General features: G+C 48.0%; 25 protein-coding genes and 1 riboswitch. Of the genes, 9 read left to right on the top strand and 16 right to left on the bottom strand.

Annotation, left to right across the window (positions count from 1 at the left end):
* Position 1: 1 nt before the first annotated feature.
* From MHI21_RS06035 to MHI21_RS05975, 13 genes are all read right to left on the bottom strand, one after another.
* Positions 2 to 676, bottom strand: a complete 675-nt coding sequence (locus tag MHI21_RS06035; protein WP_342419654.1) for a YmfQ family protein — start codon at positions 674 to 676, stop codon at positions 2 to 4.
* Entirely contained in the window at positions 669 to 1,820 is a 1,152-nt protein-coding gene (locus MHI21_RS06030) for a baseplate J/gp47 family protein (protein WP_342419653.1), read from the bottom strand. The genes MHI21_RS06035 and MHI21_RS06030 overlap by 8 nt, the downstream gene beginning before the upstream one ends.
* A complete protein-coding gene (locus MHI21_RS06025; protein ID WP_254326557.1) occupies positions 1,820 to 2,284 on the bottom strand; it encodes a DUF2634 domain-containing protein in 465 nt (154 codons plus the stop codon). The genes MHI21_RS06030 and MHI21_RS06025 overlap by 1 nt, the downstream gene beginning before the upstream one ends.
* Positions 2,277 to 2,684 carry a hypothetical protein gene (locus tag MHI21_RS06020; protein ID WP_342419652.1) on the bottom strand — a complete coding sequence of 136 codons (408 nt, stop codon included), beginning with the start codon at positions 2,682 to 2,684 and terminating at the stop codon, positions 2,277 to 2,279. Before MHI21_RS06020 ends, MHI21_RS06025 begins: the two co-directional genes overlap by 8 nt.
* Positions 2,677 to 3,654 (bottom strand): phage portal protein, encoded by a 978-nt coding sequence (locus MHI21_RS06015; protein ID WP_342419651.1) that lies wholly within the window; start codon positions 3,652 to 3,654, stop codon positions 2,677 to 2,679. Before MHI21_RS06015 ends, MHI21_RS06020 begins: the two co-directional genes overlap by 8 nt.
* A complete protein-coding gene (locus MHI21_RS06010) occupies positions 3,651 to 4,295 on the bottom strand; it encodes a LysM peptidoglycan-binding domain-containing protein (RefSeq protein WP_028543147.1) in 645 nt (214 codons plus the stop codon). Before MHI21_RS06010 ends, MHI21_RS06015 begins: the two co-directional genes overlap by 4 nt.
* 38 nt (positions 4,296 to 4,333) lie before the next feature.
* Positions 4,334 to 6,127, bottom strand: coding sequence for a hypothetical protein (locus MHI21_RS06005; protein WP_341162072.1), 1,794 nt, complete (start codon positions 6,125 to 6,127; stop codon positions 4,334 to 4,336).
* 176 nt (positions 6,128 to 6,303) lie between these two features.
* Positions 6,304 to 6,738, bottom strand: a complete 435-nt coding sequence (locus MHI21_RS06000) for a hypothetical protein (RefSeq protein ID WP_007429164.1) — start codon at positions 6,736 to 6,738, stop codon at positions 6,304 to 6,306.
* Between the two features lie 76 nt (positions 6,739 to 6,814).
* Positions 6,815 to 7,222 carry a phage tail tube protein gene (locus tag MHI21_RS05995; RefSeq protein ID WP_013309122.1) on the bottom strand — a complete coding sequence of 136 codons (408 nt, stop codon included), beginning with the start codon at positions 7,220 to 7,222 and terminating at the stop codon, positions 6,815 to 6,817.
* 122 nt (positions 7,223 to 7,344) lie between these two features.
* Positions 7,345 to 8,811 carry a phage tail sheath family protein gene (locus MHI21_RS05990; RefSeq protein WP_328801946.1) on the bottom strand — a complete coding sequence of 489 codons (1,467 nt, stop codon included), beginning with the start codon at positions 8,809 to 8,811 and terminating at the stop codon, positions 7,345 to 7,347.
* Between the two features lie 2 nt (positions 8,812 to 8,813).
* Positions 8,814 to 9,032, bottom strand: a complete 219-nt coding sequence (locus MHI21_RS05985; protein ID WP_013309120.1) for a hypothetical protein — start codon at positions 9,030 to 9,032, stop codon at positions 8,814 to 8,816.
* A 10-nt stretch (positions 9,033 to 9,042) separates the two neighbouring features.
* Positions 9,043 to 10,011: a hypothetical protein gene (locus tag MHI21_RS05980; RefSeq protein ID WP_165176504.1), complete on the bottom strand. Its 969-nt coding sequence runs from the start codon at positions 10,009 to 10,011 to the stop codon at positions 9,043 to 9,045.
* Positions 10,012 to 10,373: 362 nt separating this feature from the next.
* Positions 10,374 to 10,850, bottom strand: coding sequence for an ArpU family phage packaging/lysis transcriptional regulator (locus MHI21_RS05975; RefSeq protein WP_013309118.1), 477 nt, complete (start codon positions 10,848 to 10,850; stop codon positions 10,374 to 10,376).
* A 332-nt stretch (positions 10,851 to 11,182) separates the two neighbouring features.
* On the opposite strand from MHI21_RS05975, the gene MHI21_RS05970 reads away from it, so the two are divergent.
* The 4 genes from MHI21_RS05970 to MHI21_RS05955 all read left to right on the top strand — a co-directional run bounded on the left by MHI21_RS05970 (position 11,183) and on the right by MHI21_RS05955 (position 15,104).
* The gene (locus MHI21_RS05970) at positions 11,183 to 11,656 is read left to right on the top strand and encodes a helix-turn-helix domain-containing protein (protein ID WP_165176506.1); all 474 of its coding nucleotides are present in this window, start codon (positions 11,183 to 11,185) and stop codon (positions 11,654 to 11,656) included.
* An 11-nt stretch (positions 11,657 to 11,667) separates the two neighbouring features.
* A complete protein-coding gene (locus tag MHI21_RS05965) occupies positions 11,668 to 12,093 on the top strand; it encodes an ImmA/IrrE family metallo-endopeptidase (protein WP_342419650.1) in 426 nt (141 codons plus the stop codon).
* Positions 12,094 to 12,287: 194 nt separating this feature from the next.
* Positions 12,288 to 14,189, top strand: coding sequence for a 5'-nucleotidase C-terminal domain-containing protein (locus MHI21_RS05960; RefSeq protein WP_342419649.1), 1,902 nt, complete (start codon positions 12,288 to 12,290; stop codon positions 14,187 to 14,189).
* Between the two features lie 243 nt (positions 14,190 to 14,432).
* On the top strand, positions 14,433 to 15,104 hold the full coding sequence (locus tag MHI21_RS05955) for a 3'-5' exonuclease (protein WP_342419648.1): 672 nt from the start codon (positions 14,433 to 14,435) through the stop codon (positions 15,102 to 15,104).
* Positions 15,105 to 15,144: 40 nt separating this feature from the next.
* Here the strand turns inward: MHI21_RS05955 and MHI21_RS05950 are convergent, their stop codons facing one another.
* The 3 genes from MHI21_RS05950 to MHI21_RS05940 form a co-directional block, all read right to left on the bottom strand.
* A complete protein-coding gene (locus tag MHI21_RS05950) occupies positions 15,145 to 16,128 on the bottom strand; it encodes a WYL domain-containing protein (RefSeq protein ID WP_342419647.1) in 984 nt (327 codons plus the stop codon).
* 71 nt (positions 16,129 to 16,199) lie between these two features.
* Positions 16,200 to 16,967 carry a hypothetical protein gene (locus MHI21_RS05945; protein ID WP_029516151.1) on the bottom strand — a complete coding sequence of 256 codons (768 nt, stop codon included), beginning with the start codon at positions 16,965 to 16,967 and terminating at the stop codon, positions 16,200 to 16,202.
* 223 nt (positions 16,968 to 17,190) lie between these two features.
* Entirely contained in the window at positions 17,191 to 17,346 is a 156-nt protein-coding gene (locus MHI21_RS05940; RefSeq protein ID WP_165144572.1) for a hypothetical protein, read from the bottom strand.
* A 314-nt stretch (positions 17,347 to 17,660) separates the two neighbouring features.
* On the opposite strand from MHI21_RS05940, the gene MHI21_RS05935 reads away from it, so the two are divergent.
* The 5 genes from MHI21_RS05935 (at position 17,661) to queE (ending at position 21,111) form a co-directional block, all read left to right on the top strand.
* Positions 17,661 to 18,101: a hypothetical protein gene (locus tag MHI21_RS05935; RefSeq protein WP_342419646.1), complete on the top strand. Its 441-nt coding sequence runs from the start codon at positions 17,661 to 17,663 to the stop codon at positions 18,099 to 18,101.
* Positions 18,102 to 18,126: 25 nt separating this feature from the next.
* Positions 18,127 to 18,831 carry an AIM24 family protein gene (locus MHI21_RS05930; RefSeq protein WP_069011542.1) on the top strand — a complete coding sequence of 235 codons (705 nt, stop codon included), beginning with the start codon at positions 18,127 to 18,129 and terminating at the stop codon, positions 18,829 to 18,831.
* 79 nt (positions 18,832 to 18,910) lie between these two features.
* Positions 18,911 to 18,954, top strand: a riboswitch (PreQ1 riboswitch).
* Between the two features lie 133 nt (positions 18,955 to 19,087).
* Positions 19,088 to 19,771, top strand: coding sequence for a 7-cyano-7-deazaguanine synthase QueC (queC, locus tag MHI21_RS05925; protein WP_025720578.1), 684 nt, complete (start codon positions 19,088 to 19,090; stop codon positions 19,769 to 19,771).
* On the top strand, positions 19,764 to 20,255 hold the full coding sequence (gene queD, locus MHI21_RS05920) for a 6-carboxytetrahydropterin synthase QueD (RefSeq protein ID WP_342419645.1): 492 nt from the start codon (positions 19,764 to 19,766) through the stop codon (positions 20,253 to 20,255). Before queC ends, queD begins: the two co-directional genes overlap by 8 nt.
* On the top strand, positions 20,248 to 21,111 hold the full coding sequence (gene queE, locus MHI21_RS05915) for a 7-carboxy-7-deazaguanine synthase QueE (RefSeq protein WP_342419644.1): 864 nt from the start codon (positions 20,248 to 20,250) through the stop codon (positions 21,109 to 21,111). Before queD ends, queE begins: the two co-directional genes overlap by 8 nt.
* The last annotated feature ends 115 nt before the right edge of the window (positions 21,112 to 21,226 follow it).

The following is a 21,226-nucleotide window of genomic DNA, read 5'->3' as shown; positions in this document are numbered from 1 at the left end:
GTTATGCGCCACCTCCTAAATATCTATCCTGTGTTGTATGTTCGTTTTCATAGAAGGTCATAGACTCGACCTCGGCAATGGTCAAGTAGCGTAATTTGTACTCCACCGCCATGTGAGCGGGCTTGATCTCCTCGATGGCTGCTTTAAGGTCTTCCACGTTGGGCGGAATCCCAATGGTATCGATAAATTTGACCGTAAATCCCCATTCGGCGGGTTGAAAAGTGACATCTACAGTGCCTCCGTCATACGCCTCCGCTACATTTTTGACAAGCCGGCCGGAAAAGGTTCCTGCCCCTCGCAGCTTCGATTCCACCACCGCACGCCGTTGGTCCAATGGCTTCGCTAGGTCGGTTTCGATACCCAGCTCCATTTCCCAGCGTTCCAACCCCCAAGTGGCGGTACGTACGAAAAACTGTCCCACTGTTGCATCCATTGCAAGATACAAGGCGTCCAATTCGCTTCCTTTAGCATCCATATCGGAACGCATCACACGTGAGGTTTCATAATAGGCAGGCAAATAGGAAAGCAGCTCGCGTCCCCGCTCGCTGCTCATTTGGCCCAATGTATCTCCCGCTATCGTTACCCGATTAACAAAAGTGTCACTACGGTTTGCACGTTTTCCCTGGTCTGGGTTATTCAATAAATCTTCAAAGCTGTTCGTTCCATTGTTACTCACTGACGCTCACCGTCCCCAGCACTGCCACCTGACCTGATCCAATCTCAATATTCTGATTGCTCTGTCCATTGATTTTCAGTTCAGAGAAATCAATAATGATCGGAATGTCCAGCAGCACAGCAGAAATCCGGGTGTACCGTACCAACGGGTCTTCCTTGTAAAAAGCAAGCTGCTTCAAATACGTCCGCACACCGCTTTCGATCAGCTTTTTGATTTCATCCAATGTGGACGGCTTCTCTTTGGTACGCTGTACCTTGACTGAGATGTTAATCTCCACTTCTGCCGCTGGCATGATCGTCACCACAGGACCCGCTGGTGCCAGCCCTTCTCCTTGCCCATCCTGCGTCGGATCAATATACTTTTGCACCGCAGCCACGATATCCGGGCTGGCTGCTCGTTTGTCCGTATCCAGTACATATAACCCTACTGTTCCCGGCCCTTTCCAGAGCGGAACAACTTCCACGCCACCCACTCCAGCGATCTCATTCGCCCACTGGGTATACTGCGCCTTGTTGCCGCTTGTGCCTTGGTTCCGCACCTTGGCATAAAAACGCTCCAGCAACAGCTGGTCGTTCTCAACGTCTGTGCCGCTTTTGGTTTCCTCGGTATTGATCACAGAGGCGACCCCGCTAACCGGGGTTGCCATCACTTGGATGACACCCGCAGGCACATTACCGCTGCGCCCGGGATTGACCGCCCGAATAGTCGCTTCCCCGGCACCTTGTTCATCCAGCGTAACCGATGCCGTGGTCGCATATTCAATAGAAGCCTCCCCGGATACATCATCTGCCGGGGTCGCCACCAAGGTTCCCGCCGGGACGATCGTTCCCGCTGTGCCCGTGAACGTGACCATACCTGAGGCAGCAACCGCTTCTCGCCGTGTCACCCCATGCTCTGCTGTCCGCAAATCCAGCTCCGGCGAGCGAAAATCCGGGTTGTCGCTGGCTGCTGTGCTGGCAAAGCCACGTCGTAGTAGCTCCTGCGCCCAGATTGCCGCTTCGGATAGCATAAACGCTACCGGCGCCTGTGCATCCCAAATAAAAGAGCCCTCGGACTTATCCATGTCCGAAGGCACTTTTTCCAGCATCCGATTTAAAATTTCCTCTTCCGTCTGGTCTACCAAATATTCCGGCAAGTCTGCCATTAGATCACCACACTTTCCACAATTTCCGTTTCATCTCGCACGTTCGTAATCTGGCAGCTAAAATGGCACGCCTCACCTTCCCAGCGAAACGTGAACTGGTCCACACTAGCCGTACGTGCATCTGCTAATAACGCCTCTGTGACCATGCGTTTAATTTCACTTTCCTGCACACCGTGCCCATAGCTGCTGCCAATCAGCTCTTCAAGCTCACTTCCATAGTCAGGTGAATAGATCACATGCCGGTAGCGAGGAGTGCGAATCGCTTTTTCACACCACTGTACCCAGGCTTCTTTCTCACCTGTAGTCACGATTTTACGGCTAGGGCTCATAACAAACTCTCCAGCTTCAAAATCAAACCGCCAGCTTCGCCCAAATACTGCGCGGTTATCCTCCAGTACATCCGGGTCGGTCATATCCATGTCTGTCCAGATCATATCATCTGTTTCGGGAAATAAATTAGCCACGTCCACTCACCACCTTGCACACAACAACTACATCGTTACCGCTATTCACCCGAACCGCAAGTACACGATCTCCGGGCTTGAGTCCTTCGTTCAAGCTGAGATTCACATCCTCCAGCTCGTCTTCCCCGATATAAAAGGAAGTTTTCAGCTCTTTGCCTTCCCAATTTTCCGATTCCACTGCGGTTGAGGTGCCTTTATACATATGACGTGGTATAGATAGCAGTCCCGGCAGCTCCGCGACCAGATAATTCTGAAGCTCATGTTTAAAATCGTCCAGCTTGAGTCCCGTGGAGGTGATCGTGCCTAGTACCGCGCCTACTCCACTCAGCGCTTGCTTGGTATGCTTATGAAATGAAGATTGCAGCGCAGTAGCCAAATGCCCGTAGGGGTCCTTATTCAAGGTAAAACCTCCTTTTTACATCGTCATACGTCCCCAGTTCCAGCGACATACTGCCAGGGTTGCCCAATTCCCTGCTCACTGAAATGACCAACAGCTTTATGGAACCTAACATTACCGCGTCTCCTGCTCGAATCGTGTTCATATCCGGTGCATTTACCGATATCGTTTGCTGTATGCCTCTCAGCTTACTTTTGGCCAACTCACGTGCTGCTGAACCAGACTTGACTTCGTCATCCTGCACGATCACCTGAAGTGTCCCATATTTGGCAATGTCCTTCTCCTCAAGCGCCATCACCTTGGATGGTACCTCATTGCCTGATTCACTAGCAGCCGTAGCCAGTACCTTCACTCTTGTGGCCGCACCTTCCAGCGTACGGGACTGTGTCGTATCAGTCACTCTCTCCAAAACATACACATCTTTGTTCGTTCCCAGCTCGTACAGCTCCAGCCCGGAAGAAATCATCCGTGGATGATACAGCTTCCCCCCCGCCTTTGCCGTTTCGCGCAGATCTCCCAGCATCATAGAATAGATGGATTGTGTGCGGTATACGGCGCGTCCCAGCGTTTTTTTCGTATCTGGCAATGAAGCGATTTTCAGCTTCCAGTCCCTAGCATACTTCTGAAAACGCTGAGTAGCCGTCTGCTTAGCAGGGAGTAAATATTCATCCTCGGACTTGTCTAAATACACTGTACGGTCATATAACGTCAACGTCATACGTTTGAGCCCGTTGTTAGAGGTTTCTACTTCCCAGATCACTGCTGGAGACAGCAAGGGGACATAATCCTTTTTGCCATAAGGAATTCCGCTAACCCGAATGGACATCCCAGGGGAAATGGCGGGCATATCCGGAGTAACGACCAGATTGACCGTGCCCTGATAGGCGATTTGCTCCAGCGAATCCCTCAAATTAATGTTCTCCACGAGAGGAGATAAATCATATTTATCCTGTAAAATGACTTTGTAACTCATGACAGCACCAGCTTTTGCCCCGGTTTAATTGCATTCGGATTTTGTCCAATGACCTTTTTATTAAGCTGATAAATACGACTCCATTGCGAGCTGTCCCCCAACTCCAGCTTGGCAATTTTGGACAAGGAATCCCCCGACTTAACCGTATATGTTTTTTTCTTTTCTTTCATATCTGTGCGAGGTTTTTTGTTGACCGCAGCCGCCTTACTTCCCGTGACGCCAGCTTTTTTGGCAACTTTCATATCACTCCAGGTCCGCAGTGACAGATCAAAATTCACATCCCCATACTCGCCGCCGCGAAAGGTGGAATTATGAGATGCCACAATTACTGGCACATTCACGGCTGTCTCCGTAATAATAAAACGTAGCGGGTTCTTGGATAACAAAAAGCCATTCAACGTGTTCATGGCCTCCTGCGGATCAGGGATATCTTCATATGTGCAATACGCTGGATTGTATTCTTTCGGAAAAAAAGAAGAGAAGGAGATTTCCTTCACCTTCTCCCCTTGTGGGAAGTCAAACTCCCCATAGGATAAAATCGTCGTTGTATCGAATCCTTTTTGCCGTGAGATCGTCACTTCCTCAGGATTTACTGGAAACTGAAACTTTTTTCCTTTACCATCCGTCAAACTAAATTCCATCTCTTTCCTCCTTCCCCATTGCTACCATCTCTACTACATTACATAGCTCCAGCGCCCGCTGGCTTGGTGTTCTGCGTTGCACGCAAAATTTCAGCTTTGAGACGGTAGCCAATTTGCGTAATAAGCCCATCCACATCCAGCTTGTTCTCATGTACAGTGACCTGTACAGCCCCCGCAGGAAGATTGAATTGGTTGGTGGTTTCCGTTTTAAAATCCTTCAAAAAGCCAGACAGTGTTCCCATTTGTTCAGGACTGATCTGTACTACTTGAGGTGTCGGATTACCATTACCTTTGCCTTTAGCTTTGGCTCCATTATTCGCATGAGCCGCAGTATTCAGTAGTGGGTTTGGATTGACTCCCTGGTTAGCTATAGCCATCGGTCCGTAAGGATTAGGGACGCCTTTTGCACCTGGTTGCGGAGGTACGTTTGCAACTGCACTAGCACTATAATTTATAGCCATAGGCGTTAAGGGCTCAAATGACTTACCTAAATTCGAATGAGGTGGGATTGCTGGTTTAGAGGTTGCTGGTTTAGGTACTTCAGGCGGCTTAGCTGGCTCTTTCTTAGGTTCATCTTTTTTACCAAAAGAAAAGAAATCAGAAAAGCCTTTACCGAAGTCTCCAGCCTTATCCGAAAGCCAGCCTGTAACCTGGGAAGCTTTTTCTCCAAGGAATTTACCAGCGGACTTCGCTTTGTCCATCATGGCTGGACCATAATCTGAGACTAATCCACCAATTTTCCCACCGACAAAGTCTCCCGCCATACCCCCAAGTGTAGAACCAACTACAGTACCAATACCCGGAAGCAAAAATGAACCTATAGCTCCGCCTAATGCGGAACCAGCAGTCCCACCAACTGTGGAACCGATAGCTTCTGCACGTTCTTTACCAGAGGTAGCCTTCGCGATGTTCACAATATCCATTCCATAGCTTAAAGGTCCCAACAGTTTTTTCGCTCCACCTTTTAGAAGGTTTTTGAATAAGCCTGATCCGGCTTCCTCAGCTGCACCTGCAACACTACTTGGTCTGATAATACTTGAGGCTGCATCTGCCGCAGCACTCGAACTTGCAGCGCTAGGCACCACACCAGCGGCTTCACTCGGATTTATCATCCCCAAGCTTTTAGCCTGATCAAACAATCCCTGTCCACCTTCAATTAAATCTGAAGACCCTCCAAATTTTTCTAAAAACTCACCCCCAGATTTCCCTACATTAAATGCTTTACTAGCAAAATCTTTAAACTTCTCTCTTCGGTTAGCTCCCTGGAGCGGTCCCTTTAAAATACCAAAATCAGTTTTAAATTTTTTAAATGCTTCAGGAGCTTCAGATATGCTTTTTACCCCTTCACCAACTTTTTTTACATTACCAAGAAAATCCTTTACCTGAGTTAATGCATCCTTAGGCTCTTCTTTTTTCTCTGCAGCTGGTGTCACAGATCCCAACTTAGTACCTAAATCAACAATAGCTGCTGTATTGGCATTTACAGCTACAGTATTCAATTGCACCGCAGTGCTTAGCAAAACGATACTTGGATTGTTATCAGTCTTCGGGGAGCCTGAGCCAGATTGGGAGTTTACCTTCACATTTACATTACCCGAAGCGTTAATAATCTGGGATTTGACCCGGTTAATCTTATTCAACAGATTATCAAGCCCTTTGGAGGCCATATCGTTCAGTACAATTTCCGGGGCCATGCGGGTACGTCCAATTTTCAACACACGTCCTTGAATCCGCTCAAAATAGCGTTCCATTGCGCGCAATTCTCTGTTCGCCTTAATGACGTTTTTAGGATCAATCACAAGGTTCATGCGGTAATTTAATGCTTCTGCCATCTATCATGTTCACCTCCTTGTTTATGCTTTTGAAGCTGCTATGCTATCCATTTCCTGTTCGGCAAACGCCAGCAGCAGCATGCGCTCACCGCGAGGAAGCCGCCAAAAGTCTCCGGGGCGGAGGTGGTGCCGGACCCACAAGTGGTACAGCATCGTCGTCATTCCCCCGGAGCCGATTAGTTTTTTAGGTCAGCAATCTCAACGCCAAAGCCAGACAGTTCCAGCACCTTATCCCCCACTGCATCCAGTTCACCTGCCAGCAGCATACGGCGGACGGACTGTTCACCACCGGACAGCTTCAAGCGGCTTGTAATCCGGGGATCGCCCCAACCGTTAAGGGACAAGCCTTTCACTTCCAGCTTGCCGGTAGCTTCCGAAATCAACAAGGCGTTGAACGTTTCAGTATCTACCTTCTCATCCACTGCACCCTTCACGGTTCGGCGAATCGTGCAGCGTTCACGAATGCTATCCACCTTACTGGAGGTCAGGCCGTGCAGCACAATTTTCATGTCGAGGCGCTTGATGCGGACCGTTTCCTCAGGTAGTTTTTCAGCAGCTTCAAACAGGCTGTCCAAAATTTGTTCTTCTGTCATATTCTCATTCAAGCTCATAAGTCATTCTCCCTTATTGTTCATTTGTATTTGGGGAACGGAACGCTTGACAGCATCCCATCCCCCGTCTTCCAATTTAGTTTGCTACAATCGGATCAAGCAGCTCATAACCTTCAAAGGTGAAGGTCGTTTCTTCCTGTACTTCTTCTCCTGCTGTCCAGTTGGCCAGTTGGATTTTGTCAGCAGTGCAACGAATGAGACGAATACTTTCATGTCCGAAGGCTTCTGGATCATCCAATTTTGTAATAATCTCAAAACGGTTAAAACCGCGACGAATCATATCGGATGTGACCTTGTAGCCACTCATTGTTCCCGTTCCCTTTTTGATACCGCGCTTGTGCACCTTCCACTCATTGCCCACGAGATTCAGCTCGCGTTTTTCCATTTCCACGCTGGCTTCCAGCTTGTTGATATTCGTCTGCCACACCCCGTCCACATGCGCCTGACCATACGTACCTAAAATGACTCTTGAAGCATCCAACATTTCTTTTTCCTCCTCAAAATGATCCATAATATAGTTCGGGATTTCACAAAATCCTCGTTGTTAACAAGCTACACCATTTCTGCTGATTGCCTGCGAAATGCTTGTACACGTAAAATGCTTATTTATTGTACGTAAAATGTGCCGAACAGCTGCTCCATCACATCGGTGAGCTTCACGTTCCATTGCAGGAACACTTGATCCGGCTCCGGTTTGATGACTGGCGCATCGCCGTAGTAAGCCGGGTCGAGAATGACATCGTAGCCATCTGCTTCGATGACGTTGCTCAGCGACAGCTGTGCCAGGTATTCTTTGATTGCACCGATAAGCGCCAGACGACCTTCCACCGTGTTGTTGATTTTGCCAATGTATGTCTCTTCGGCTGCACGCTGCAAGTCAGCGTTAATAGCGTCCATAACTCGGATGGAACGGATTTTCTTCCATGCGTTATTTTGTCCGGCAGACGGGTTCACCAAGCTGTTAATCCCACGCAGCGCTTTGACCTGACGGCCGTCGAAGAACAGCAGGAAGACACCATTACGGACAGCCTGCTCCTGCTCGGAACGTGTCCAGCGGCGGGTTACATCCTCAAATGGCGTAACCGCATATGTTGCCGATTGATTCAGACGTTGGCCTGCGATCAGTCCGGCTACATAAGCAGCCGTTTGGGCAGAACTGTAGTCCGTACCTGCCAGACGTACGCCTGTACCGACGTTCACGATGCCTTCATGGTTCAGTGCCAGGGAACGTGCAGAGGCCAAGCTGACGGCTGTTTTGGACACATCATCTGCCGCAGAACCGCCGAATACAGCGATAACGCCTTTACCTTCATTGCGGACACGCTTGATCCAGGCAGCGAAGCTTTGCAGCAATGCCAGATCAGCTGCATAATCCAGAGCCAAGACATTAAATTCCTGTCCTTCAAGTGCCTCCTGCATCGCGATGTAATCGGCATTAACCAGCTTGCTATTGCCGCTGTTGCCGCCAGTGAGGTGTACGCCGCTGACATCCACCGGAATGCCGCCGTCGCCGACAACCTCAGCCTTCACCCATACGTTTTCGCTGTTCTCGTTCATGGCCTTGGCAATAGAGGCTGCTGTACCGTCACTGCCTTTGTACGTGCCGAGTAGCTTGGTTCCTTCATAGAGGCGCACCTCACGAGCTTGGTCATCACCCAAAGTTGGCTGTACAGTTACAGCAAAACCATTACCGCGGCTACCTGTGTACAAAGCCTTCAGGCGCAGCACATCCGCCGGGGTCGCACCGCCGCTTTTCAGCGTCACAGATGCTTCAGCAGCTGTATCATCTGCCAAACGGTAGGCTAGAAGCTTTTTCGGACCCCCCAGCAAAGCCAGATACAGCGTCGAATACGCGGTCGCACCGTCCAGACTGTCACCGGAAAAGATTTGGCTGATTGCCGTTTCACTGCCGATCTCTACAAACTCACGTACAGGGCCCCAATTCGCCTTAACGGGTACAACGACCGTACCACGCGACCCACCTTGAATTGCTGAAGCTGCTGCTGCCTGAAAATTCATATACAAACCCGGTAATACCGGTTTATTCGTGTTTTCCCATGTTCCGCCTGCCATAATTAGTCCACCTTCGCTTTCATAAATTGTTCGATTTTAGTGTGTGCTTCTGCTACCGTAAACAGCTTGTCCTGTGTGCCAAAAAATGCGCCTGCCAGCACTTCTTCTTTCACGGAAAACAATTGTTCTGCGTGCTCCTTTAGCTCCTCCAGCGTATAGCGGGGGCCACTTGCTTCCTGCCCGGCATATACCGGGGCCTTCTCATGGTTTTCCAAGGTCACTCGGACCACCTCATTTCAAAATAGGATGAATTTCCACTCTGCGAATCAACGCTGCTTCCTCAGCTGGGCGCATACGCCGCTGTACCAGCATCAGCCGAAGCTGACCATCTAAAATGGCATCCGCCTGCAAATCGGCTGAAGCTTCAGCTGTAGACATATAACGGCCTTTGTCCTGATCCAGAGGAAGCTGGATTTGAGCGGCAAAGCCCTCGATCAGTGCGGAAGCTGCGCGGTTTTCTTCAGTGGTGTCTGGGGCGGTAATATGCCCGATGAACCGTTTGCGCAGCTCATACATGGAGGCTCCCGCCATCCTAGTTTCGCAGCCGCTCATCCGCCACAGTACCGCGTGCCGTCCCGGCTGTGCGGGCCAAGCGTCGGCGTATACCGACCACGTTTCGCCCAGTTGCTTCTGCGTCCAGCGGACCAGCGCGGCCAGCCACTCTTCCGGCTGTGTAGCACTGTTTGCTGGAGCGGCTGAACCACTTTCCGTTTCAGGCACATACACGCCAAAACGCAGCGTTCTATAGGCCTTCCCCGTAACAGTGTCCAGCTTTTCTGCATCTCGCACGCCCAAATAGTGCGCGGTAAAAGCCGATGTGTCCTCACCTGCACCTGTCACTGGTTCCCGGTGCAGCCCGGCAATCAGGGCATTCGCCCATACATCAGCCTGCGCCAGTCCGGCTTGTCCTGCGTACAGCTTGATGCGAACAACCTGCCGATAGCCGGCCCAGGAAGACTTCCAGATTTCCTCGCCCAGCGCCATAACAGCATACGGCTCCTCTGCCGTCTGCGACGGTGGCTGAACATCGTATACACGCCCTTGCAGCGCTGGAATAATTTCAATGAGCTTTTGCTTAAAGGCTTGTCTCATCCTGCGGCATGCCACCTTTGCGTACCCTGCGTTCGCATGTTGTGGCTGTTCAGCCAGGCTTTTTTCCACTTCCGTGTTCTCAGCCGGCGTAACCTCGTACTCATGCATTGCAGCATCCCTTGCTTAGGCAACACGACTCCTCCTTTCTATTTAACGAATTCCCGGGAACCGACAGAGACGATCACCGCATGAAAAAACCGGCCCTAATGGCCGGCTAACGTTTGACTGTGTGTGTCTTCGGTATGTCCTCTTGTCTTGATTCCCGATGATATAATCTTACACCCTAATAACGAATGCGTTGCCGGGGAAATGGACGATAAAAGCAGAGACTAGGGATGAAGTTGGGAGGTTTTTTGAGAACATGTGTTCCCATCATGAAAAAAGGCCTTGATCCCTGTTATTACAGGAAATCAAAGCCTTTTAGGGAACGATTTTAAAATAGAAATGAGAACAAGTGGATAATTATTACATTAACCCAGTTTTCGATCCGCACCCTTCTGCAAGCCTGCCAGATTCAAAACGCCTTGGTCCGCCAGTGCAAGCGCCATTTTGTAAAAAGCACGCGTACGAAGCTTCGTATACGTATCCTTGCTGACTGGCGGGTCTAACACATAATTGTAAACCTTGTAATCAAACACATCGTCATCCTTTAAATAACGTTCACGGATGAGCAGCTGTTCGCGTTCATTCAAGCGACTCACTACCGCATCCACCATTTCGCAGTAGGCCAAGCGGGCGGCAGGAGCATCTACATTATATACGGCTGTCCGAGCCGTTGGATCGCTTGTCACATTCGTTGGTCCGTTCGGGCGATCCGTATAGCCAGCAGTAATAAAGCTCTCCCGATCCATAAAAGTAATCGTTTTATAAATTCGGTATTTCTCAAACACACCCTCCAATGCATTCTGCGTTTTGCGACGGTCCAATTCGGGTAAGTTATTTCTCATGTAAAGCAACACTCCTTATCTTATGCCTTTTGACAATGATGTATTTTTAAATGAGGATTTTGCACTTCGAAGCGACTGGAATCGAATTTTGCAAAATCCTGAAATAGAAAAACGCTCGTGTTTACAATTTGTTCCCCTTTTGTTCGTATCTTGAGTATAACATAACATTATTTAGGATAGGTATCCATCGTCAAAAAAAGCAGTATAGCTCCAAAAACAGGATATTCACTTCATTTTCCTATGCCTTTTGGCATATTACGTGCTTTTACTATTTACCTAATGGTATAATAAAACTAATATCTATGATTCTCTTGCAGAAAGGAGCCCCCATTGTGGAACAGCCAGCATTCGGAACTTACTTAAAGCAGCAGCGTGAGCACAAACAATGGAGCATCAACCAGTTGGCAGATGCTGCAGGTATTAGCAATTCACAAATTTCCCGCATTGAAAATGGTCTGCGCGGAATCCCCAAACCCTCCACTCTCCGCAAAATAGCGGACGCGCTTAGCGTATCCTATACCGAAATGATGAAGGCCGCCGGATATTGGGGAGACGATGATTCAATGGAGCAAAGTCCACATGAACTTTATCGTTCTACTGTGCCAGAATGGGCAACCTCCAAAGATCGCCGGGATTTTAAAAAAATGCTGGAGGAAGACGACGAATTAATGTTCGATGGCATTCCGCTGGATGAAAAAGATCGTCAACGGATCAAAGACGTGCTGACAGGTCTGTTCTGGGAAGCCAAGCAGATGAACAAACATAAAAAGCCCAAAGAGCCCCGAACGGGCAAAGATCAGGGATAGTAGGTGAGCGTATGAACGAACTCATTCACAAACTTGTCCGAAAATACCGTACCAACTGCCCCTTCGATATTGCGAAAGCCCTGGGTATCCATATTCGATACTGCGATCTAGGCCCCACAACCAAAGGGCTGTATTACCACAAGTTGCGTAGAAGATTTATCGTTATCCACAATGGCCTCACACCCGAATGGGAACGGTTCGTCTGTGCGCATGAATTGGGACATGATCGACTGCATAAAGGCATTAGCCGCTTTTTTATGGAGGAGCACTCCTACTTTTCCCCAGGAAAATTTGAACAGCAGGCCAATCGGTTTGCCGTGCTTTTGCTGAGTGAAGGAAAACCGCCACTAGCTGACGAAACGTTGGATCACTATTTACCCCGGATCGGGCTGCCCAAAGAGACTGCCCTTTTTTTTAACCATAAATCAGAACGTTAGTTCCTATTCTATGAGCTGCTGTTGATTACTTCCTCTATAATATAGGTAACTAGACGATGGATTTAACAACCGATATATCAAAAAATTTTAATGCTTTGATATAAAATAGAAGTTATTTTTACAATCATCTGATAAAATGTGGTCGTAAGCGGTTTCTCTAATTCATTCATTTTATGGGAGGTTGAAGGAACAACATGAACTCATGGAAAAAACTCTCGTCGATCCTGACGACTGCCGCGCTTTTACTTGGGTGTCTCGGTACAGCAGCAGCAGACCCAGCAACCAATGTGGGAACAGCGGGAACGGCAACGGCTCCAGTCAGCGGTAAACACATCACCATCCTACATACGAACGATACCCATGCCCACGTGGTCGCGAACGACAAGGAAATGGGATTCGCCAAGCTGGCGGGTATCATTGATCAGTACCGGGCTTCCAATCCCAATACACTGCTGCTAGATGACGGGGATACCGTTCATGGAACGACCTTCGCTACTTTGGTTAACGGCGAGAGCATTGTGAAAGTGATTAACAAGCTGCGCTATGATGCTATGGTTCCGGGTAACCACGAGTTTAATTATGGTTGGAAGCATCTTGTGGAGCTAGGTAAGGATATTCAGTTCCCTGTGCTCAGCGCCAATATTAAACAAACAGACGGAACACGTTTGTTCAAACCCTATGTTATTAAAGAAGTGGACGGCGTTAAAATCGGTATTATCGGTCTGACTACGCCAGAAACGGCATATAAGACGAATCCCAAAAATGTTGAGGGTATTCAATTCACCGATCCTGCGGCTGAGGCTAAAGCGGCTGTTGATGAAATCCGCAGCAAAGTAGATGTCGTTGTTGTTCTTGGTCACCTGGGGCAGGATGCGTCTAGCAAGGACACCAGCCTCAAGGTTGTTAAGGAAGTGCCTGGCATTGATATTTTCATCGATGGACACAGCCATACCGTACTGGAAAAGGGCTTGATCAGTGACAATGGTACATTGATCGCTAGCGCAGGTGAATACACCAAGTATTTGGGTGTTGTGGACTTATGGGTCGACGGCGGTAAGGTTACGCAAAAGCAAGCGAAGCTGATTGATTCGACTCAAGCAGTCGATGTTCAGCCCAACGCTGAGATTGCTGCATTGATCGCCTCCATTCAAAAGGACCAGGAACCTATTCTTAAAGAGGTTGTAACGCAAACGAGTGTGGATTTGGAAGGAGCACGCGAAAAGGTACGTGCAAGTGAAACCAATCTCGGTGACTTGCTCACCGATGCTATGCGTGACGTTTCGGGAGCAGACGTGGCTTTAACGAATGGTGGCGGCATCCGGGCTTCCATCAAGACGGGGACGGTAACCAAGGGAGACATCATCACTGTACTGCCCTTCGGCAACCAGATCGTTACCCTGAAAGTGAAGGGCTCTGACATTCAGGCCGCACTGGAAAATGGTACAGCCTCCTATCCAGAGCCAAGCGGAGGTTTCCCACAGGTATCAGGTATCACGTTCAAAATAGACACATCAGCAGCCAAAGGCAGCCGTGTTCATTCCATCCTGATCGGCGGAAAATCACTTGATCCTGAGGCAACATACACACTGGCCACCAATGATTTTACTGCCGTAGGTGGTGACCAATATACGATGTTCGCTAAATATCCACAAGCAGGTATGTTCGGCTCGCTTGATGAGGCGTTAATTCGCTATATGCAAAAGGTCGGCTCCGCTAGCCTGCAAGTACAAGCGGACGGTCGCATTCAAGAAGCCAAGGCTGACGGTAAAACTTCTGTCCCTGCCACACAAACTGGGCCGTCTGCCTCAACCGCAACACCTGCACCTGTGCAGGAAAAGCCGCAACCCGTTCCTACATCGGCTGCGAAACCAGCACCCGCAAAACCGGCGCCGGCAAAGTCTCAAACAGCCAAGCCACAGCAGACATCAAATTCTGCACAAGTTACAAATAACCATATATATGTTGTGAAATCCGGGGATACGCTGTATGACATTTCCCGCAAACATGGTACCACCTGGCAACAGCTTCAGCAGTTGAATAAGTTGAAGAATCCTCACCGCATTTATCCGGGACAAAAGTTAGACCTCCCGGCCTAATTCAATAGCTAAGCAAAAGCAGCGTCCGGAATCCTAGTGGTTTCGGATGCTGCTGTATGTCAGGCGTTTTTAGATATGCGATAGTCCAAGCTTATTTGGACATCGCATATTTTTTTAAAAGCAAACCTTTTAACCGCTGACAAGTTGTGAACCGAGAGGTATGATGGAGAAGAGTCATTCGGGCAGAGAACATTCGTGCCGATACCCATCGGGATCAGTTATATGTGTGAAAGGAGTCCAGAAATGCAATACATTATTTACGATCTTGAATTTACCGTTAGTCGTAACGCCAGATATTCCTCCGAAATCATTGATATCGGTGCCGTCAAAGTTGTTCAGGGAGACGATGGCCTATACGTTGCGGATACGTTTCACAGTTTTGTAAGACCCTCGAATCGGCCTGTACTCTCTACAGATACCGTTCAGTTCACAGGTATTACTCAACGAGATATTGATGCCGCTCCACTATTTCCTGAAGCTGTGAAGGAATTCATAGCCTGGCTCGGTACGGATTCCCCTTATTATTTATGCGCATGGGGCCCGGATGACCGTCAGAAGCTGGTATCCCATTGTCGTACCCATCATATAGATCTCGGATGGATTCATAATACAAATGATATACAGAAGCAGATTTCCCGTCTGTTTGGTTCCAATGGAAAGTACCGTCAGTTGAGCTTGTCTCAGGCGCTGGAATTGTGCAACATTGACTTTGACGGTCAACAACACCGGGCACTGGATGATGCCGTGAACACCGCTCAGGTTTTCATGTACCATTTTGATCGTATTACATTAGTTCATAATGCTGCTGACGATGAGGAAAGCCGTGGATCGAAGCTCGTCTACTCCTCACCAGAAGAAGAACAGGAGCAGTACAGTCCTTTTGGCAATCTCGCCAACCTGTTTAAGGACCGTTAAGCGGATAGCTCCCCGGCCCGTTCCGGGGGATCTCCCCCTGTTATTCTTGATTTCCTGCCTTTTTATCGAAATAGAATGCCCCCCAGGTCCGCAGCATTTCTTGCATTCGTTTGCGGTACCGTAAAGGCTCCAGGATCTCGGCCTCAGCTCCATAGGAAGTGAGCCAATCCAAAAATTCACGGTCATGATTGACCGTCACCTCAAACAACAAACTTCCATCCGGCAAATCCTTAAGAAAAGGCTTGATGAACAGCTCTTCTTCTTTGACCCGATATACAGACTCAGCAGAAAAACGTACCACAAACCGGATATTCTGATTTCCTTTGGTCACTGACCAGGTCCCTTTAAAAAACATTTCCATCTCAGTTGTATTTTTTTGAAACGTATACGGCAAAATTCTCATGTTCCGAAATCGACTGATCCGAAAGGTTCTCATAGCGGATTGCTTGTGACAAAAACCAAGCATATAGAATCGCCGATCCTGCGGGACCAAACAATAAGGATCCACCTGAACTAGTGATACATCTTCATTTTGAGGTGAGCTGTATTCCGCTTCAATAGTCTGCTGCGTAAGACTCGCTAAAACAATCAGCCTGAGCAGATAGGGCTGGTTTTCCCGATCAAGTGTCGAGCCGAGCCGGACAATATTTTTCATTTCCTGCGCGAAGCTCGTCTGGTCCATCTTTTTTTTCTGACTAGAGGCCATCACTTTCTCATAAGCACTTTCAAAAGCTGGCGGTAAAAGAGGCTTTACCGTTTCCATAATCTCTCCCAGCTTAGTAAAAGCCTCTGCCTCTTCTTCCGTCCAATTCAGAGGATACAAAGCGAAATTGCTAATAAAAATGTACCCCTTGCCATGCCCCATATTCGCAATCGGTATATGCATAGCACTTAGCGCCTCCATATCTCGGTATATGGTACGTTCTGATGTTTCACAACGTTCGGCAAGCTCTCTTGCCAATATCCCTGGATTTGCCTGAACAATAGTAATAATCCGCATTAAACGTATCAACCGATCAGTCAAGGAAGTCTCTCCTTTACAAAAAGATAGTAAATTAGACTCACTATATTACACAAATAAACTAGCATAATTGCCTATCTCAAAGTATCATTTTCAGTAAAATGAACATCTTCTAGCGATATTGCCTTATTGAAAAAGACTTTAGAACTATACGCTGTAAATGATACAAAAGTACCACTCCATTTATTACGTATAGCCAGAAGCAACTCGGCTTCCTGCAGGTAGTCCATATCATCGCTTCTTGCTGCACGTATAAGTAATTCATCTGCTTGTCTGGTAAGGATGAACGCCCCTTGCTCATATTCCCCTTTCTCGTACATACGCAATGCCTTTTTTACAATAGGGGACGTCTCATTCAGCTTTATGTATTTTTCCACCTTCGGGTTGGATGGAATGCTCAGCAGACCAAGATGATGCGTAAAATGGATGTAGAGCTGGTCTGTCCGGATCATCGTTCGCTTTTCCTGCGATGGCTTGCGCCAGCTCCACTCCATCATTCCAATCGTATGTCTTCCGGACGAGTGAGCCGGTATAGAAAACGTCAAAATAGCCTGTCTATATTTTCCCCGCCGTACATCACCACAGTGAACAAACATGCTATCTCCGTTTTCCGAGCGTTTAAAACCGAGCCTTACCCCTTCAGCTTTTAATAGACTTACCCCGTTTTCTGGAATGAACTGGAGTTGAAGGTCACATCCCGCTGCTTTCGGTATTAGATTTCCTTTTCTTTTACGTTTAGCTCCATAGCCCCATTCTATCAGTAGATTTACTTGTTTGGACCCATTCGCAGATATAGACTCTTTGTCCCATGTGTACGTTACATTGAGCATTGACTTCACCACTGGTAAATTCCCCCTAAAAGAACATGTAACTCTAAATTAACAGTGTTATCTGACACTATATTGTCAGGGAACGTATGTTTGATTGTGAAAATTATACATGGGAATCTTTATGAAGGGGGACCTAGTTTGGTAAATAACATTTTAAACCATTTGAATTACATGAACGCGCAAAAATAGCCCGGCGTATGCCGGGCTATTTTATAGTCTACTTCTATACTTAAACTTATGAGATTGTAGTTTCTGTTAAAGAAACATTCGTTTTTGTGCAAATATCAGATATAGGGGCAAAAGTAGTACTATCTACGACGAGATCCTTTGATAACGGCTTTCCATTTACAGTGATTTTTAAAGTTTTATAGTTTTGTTCTTTCTCATTCATCTTGCAAAATCTCCTTCTATATTAATTTTTAATATATTTCAGTTCATATATTCATATTTAAGACCTGATCAGGTGCGGATCGTTCTTTACTCGTATGCTAGAAAAAATGCCGGAATGTTGCCGCTTCCTTGATATACCCGTTTTAAGGTACACTTAAACTCATATATCGACTTTTTTTGAGATCATTTTCTCCGTATTTATCGTCCGTTTCTTCAAAAATCTGCATCCGTATCGTTATATTATACGTAACCATGTCATATGGGTAATGATCTATATCATCTAACATCTTGGTTTATCAAAAGGGGGAACATCTCTTGGCACGACCAACTTGTCGCTTTGCTTTGTATCGCCGCATTGTCTGCGCTGCTATAGCACTTTTGTTTATTTTTGGGATAACTCGTGTACCCGAAGTACATGCTGCTTATTGGGATGATGTATATCAGGGCTTCGAGCAATTTTCGCGGTTACCTGGTGATGTATATCAGCTCAAGGAAAGCTATCGACAAACACAGGAGGATCTGGAAAAGGCCCGTAACAGCTTAGAAGCCTATCAAGAGCAAAACGCCCAATTGCTGGAGCAAAACCGCAAGCTGACTGACACAGTCACAGAATTAAAAAATCTTCAAACCCAGCGCGATCAGGCTTCACATCGAAATAAAATGCTCATCATCACAGCTATAACTCTGCTGGCCGGTTATTTTATCGGTATCCGACTGTTGCGTTACGGGATGCGTCGACGTTCGGGAAGATACTAACTGTCTGAAAGGATGAAAGGTCTGAATGGACATACAAGCAGGACAACACCATGATGAAAGCGTCGGTTCGGTCGTAACGCTCGATCTGGCGGAAGGAGAAAAGCTGCACGTTCTGCATCCGCAGCAAATCATCGCATACCGCGGACCCAGCTCAGGCCGCAGTGATAAACTGATGAATATTAAGGGCATGTATCGCAAACACAAACTGATTCAGGCCGATTTCACAGGAGCTTGTCGCCTAATTGCCGCACTTCCACCTGGCTTTAGTCTAAAAATGATTAAGCTTGAAGGAAGCGATGATCTGTTATACGATTTTCGCAACCTGTTCTGGTACAGCTCCGGTATCCAAATGCGTACTAAGCTGCTAAGCATGAAAAACATGTTATTTAGCCGTGATGTTATAAAAATGAAATTTGATGGTGTGGGTCAAATCGGTCTTTTGACGCAGGGATTGGTATGTCAGGAACAGCTTCATCCGACAGAACCGATCTATGTGGATGCGAGCAGCGTCATTGCCTATCCCGAAAACGCCCATCTAGAGTTGACCGTGTACGGCAACCATCTGGCCAGCCAGCATATGAACTATCATTTTAAAATGACCGGACAGGGTACCGTACTATTCCATGCCGGGGAGCATCATCGGCGGCTCCAACAGGATATGAACGACGATGGCGTGATCAAGCGATTTTTAAGGGAAGTCATTCCATTTGGTGGAGTGTTTATCAAATAGCCCTGCCATGCTATAATGACAATGCTAAAGCCGTCTGTCCTCGTGGCAGATACTAATGAAGAAAATCCATGCGTCATGCATGGGAGAGGTTCGCGAACTCCCTCTATAAAAAACTAACGATGCTTTGTCCTCCGCAAGAAAAATGATTTCGCGGGGCAAGGCCTGTTTTTTGTTGAAGTCGGTTCAAGAACTCTCCTTCTTCCAAGTGCCAAGACTTGTGTCTTGCACCATTCCAAGAAGATCGAGAGGTTTTTTTATGTTTGCAAACGAAAAAGCAGTCGTCGTATTCAGCGGCGGCCAAGACAGCACAACCTGTTTATTTTGGGCAAAAAAACATTTTGCTGAAGTAGAAACCGTGACATTCGATTACGGTCAACGCCACAAGCAGGAAATCGAAGTAGCCGCTGGAATCGCCCGCGAACTGGGTGTTCCGCAAACGGTACTGGATATGAGCCTGCTTAATCAACTAGCCCCTAATGCCCTCACACGCACCGACATTGACATTACTCAACAGGAAGGCGAACTGCCTAGCACCTTTGTAGACGGTCGCAACCTACTGTTTCTGAGCTTCGCGGGAGTTCTCGCCAAGCAAAAAGGAGCGCGCCACATTATTACAGGCGTATGTGAGACGGATTTCAGCGGCTATCCCGATTGCCGGGATTCCTTTATCAAATCGCTGAACGTCACACTAAACCTTTCGATGGACTATCCCTTTGTGATTCATACCCCGCTCATGTGGTTGAACAAGGCCGAAACTTGGCACATGGCCGATGAGCTGAAAGCTTTTGAATTTGTAAGAACACGTACACTAACGTGCTATAACGGCGTCATTGGCGATGGCTGTGGCGAATGCCCTGCTTGCAAACTTCGCCGTGCTGGACTGGAGCAATATCTCGCGGTGCGCGGAGCTTCCTCCCAAGGAGTTGAAGGTCATGCGTGAACCCGGTACCTTTCGTATTGTCGATAAGCTCCAGCAGTTCGGGACAGACATTGAGCGCTCTCAGCTGCGTTATCACCGCAAACGTGTACTCGTCAGCAAACAATTTACATTCGATGCAGCACATCATTTACACTGCTACGAAGGCAAATGCAAAAATCTGCATGGACATACCTATATCGTCGTATTTGGCATAAGCGGCATACCGGGCGAAACGGGTCTAACGCTGGATTTTGGTGACATCAAAACGATCTGGAAAGAGCGGATTGAGCCTTTTCTGGACCACCGTTACTTGAATGAGACGCTTCCTCCAATGAATACAACGGCGGAAAATATGGTCGTCTGGATCTTTGAACAAATGGAGTCAGCCTTGACCTCGGAGGCATACTGCAACCGTGTCGAAGGTGGACGTACCGAGTTTGTACGGTTGTTCGAGACACCTACCAGCTACGCCGAGTTCCGACGGGAGTGGATGCTCGATGAGTAATACCGTGACTTCTCACCAACCCATGACAGCCTCCCAAGGCACCCAAATAGCCCCTATTCCCGTACTGGAGGTGTTTGGTCCCACTGTTCAGGGCGAAGGTATGGTCATTGGTCGTAAAACGATGTTTGTACGCACCGCAGGCTGCGATTACCATTGCTCATGGTGCGACTCCGCCTTTACCTGGGACGGCAGCGCCAAGGATCAGATCCGTCGTCTGAGTGCCACAGACATTTGGCAGGAGCTGAAGGCCATCGGTGGCGAACGGTTTTCGCATGTGACTCTTTCTGGAGGCAATCCTGCCCTGCTACCGCAGCTTGGGGAGCTAATCACCCTGCTGCGCAGTCAAGGCATTGCCACCGCTGTCGAAACACAAGGCTCCCGTTGGCAGGAATGGCTGTACGATATCGATGAGGTAACCCTATCCCCGAAACCGCCCAGCTCTGGTATGACGACCAACTGGGACGTGCTGGATGATATTATCGCCCGTCTGTCGAACCGGAAAATGGCTTATGAGTCCCGAGCGACGTCCCACGTCGCAATCGCAACAGACTTGAAGGAACCCGCTAATGAATCTGCGCGGCTCTATACCGGAGCTTGCAGCTTGAAGGTCGTCATCTTCGATGACACCGATCTTGCCTATGCCCGCACTGTTCACGAGCGCTATCCACACGTACCGCTGTTCCTTCAGACGGGTAATCCAGATGTAAACACGGAGAATACCGGACAGATAGCGGAGTCTCTACTCCATCGTTATGAATGGCTTATCGACCGTGTCATGGACGATTCCCTACTAAACCATGTAAGAGTACTCCCGCAGCTCCACACCCTCGTATGGGGCAACAAACGCGGCGTATAACACTTATATGTAATATATTCCGTATGCGCTGTATGTGATACACAAAGGAGAGCATTACTCACTTCTATCCCAACCTACACGTAAACGAGTAGGACTTTATGGTGATGACGGCGGT

This window comes from Paenibacillus sp. FSL H8-0168 (assembly GCF_038592955.1).
GTDB classification, from domain to species: Bacteria; Bacillota; Bacilli; order Paenibacillales; family Paenibacillaceae; genus Paenibacillus; species Paenibacillus polymyxa_B.
Note: the sequence above shows the minus strand (reverse complement) of the source record. Positions and strands in the feature narration are given on the sequence as shown.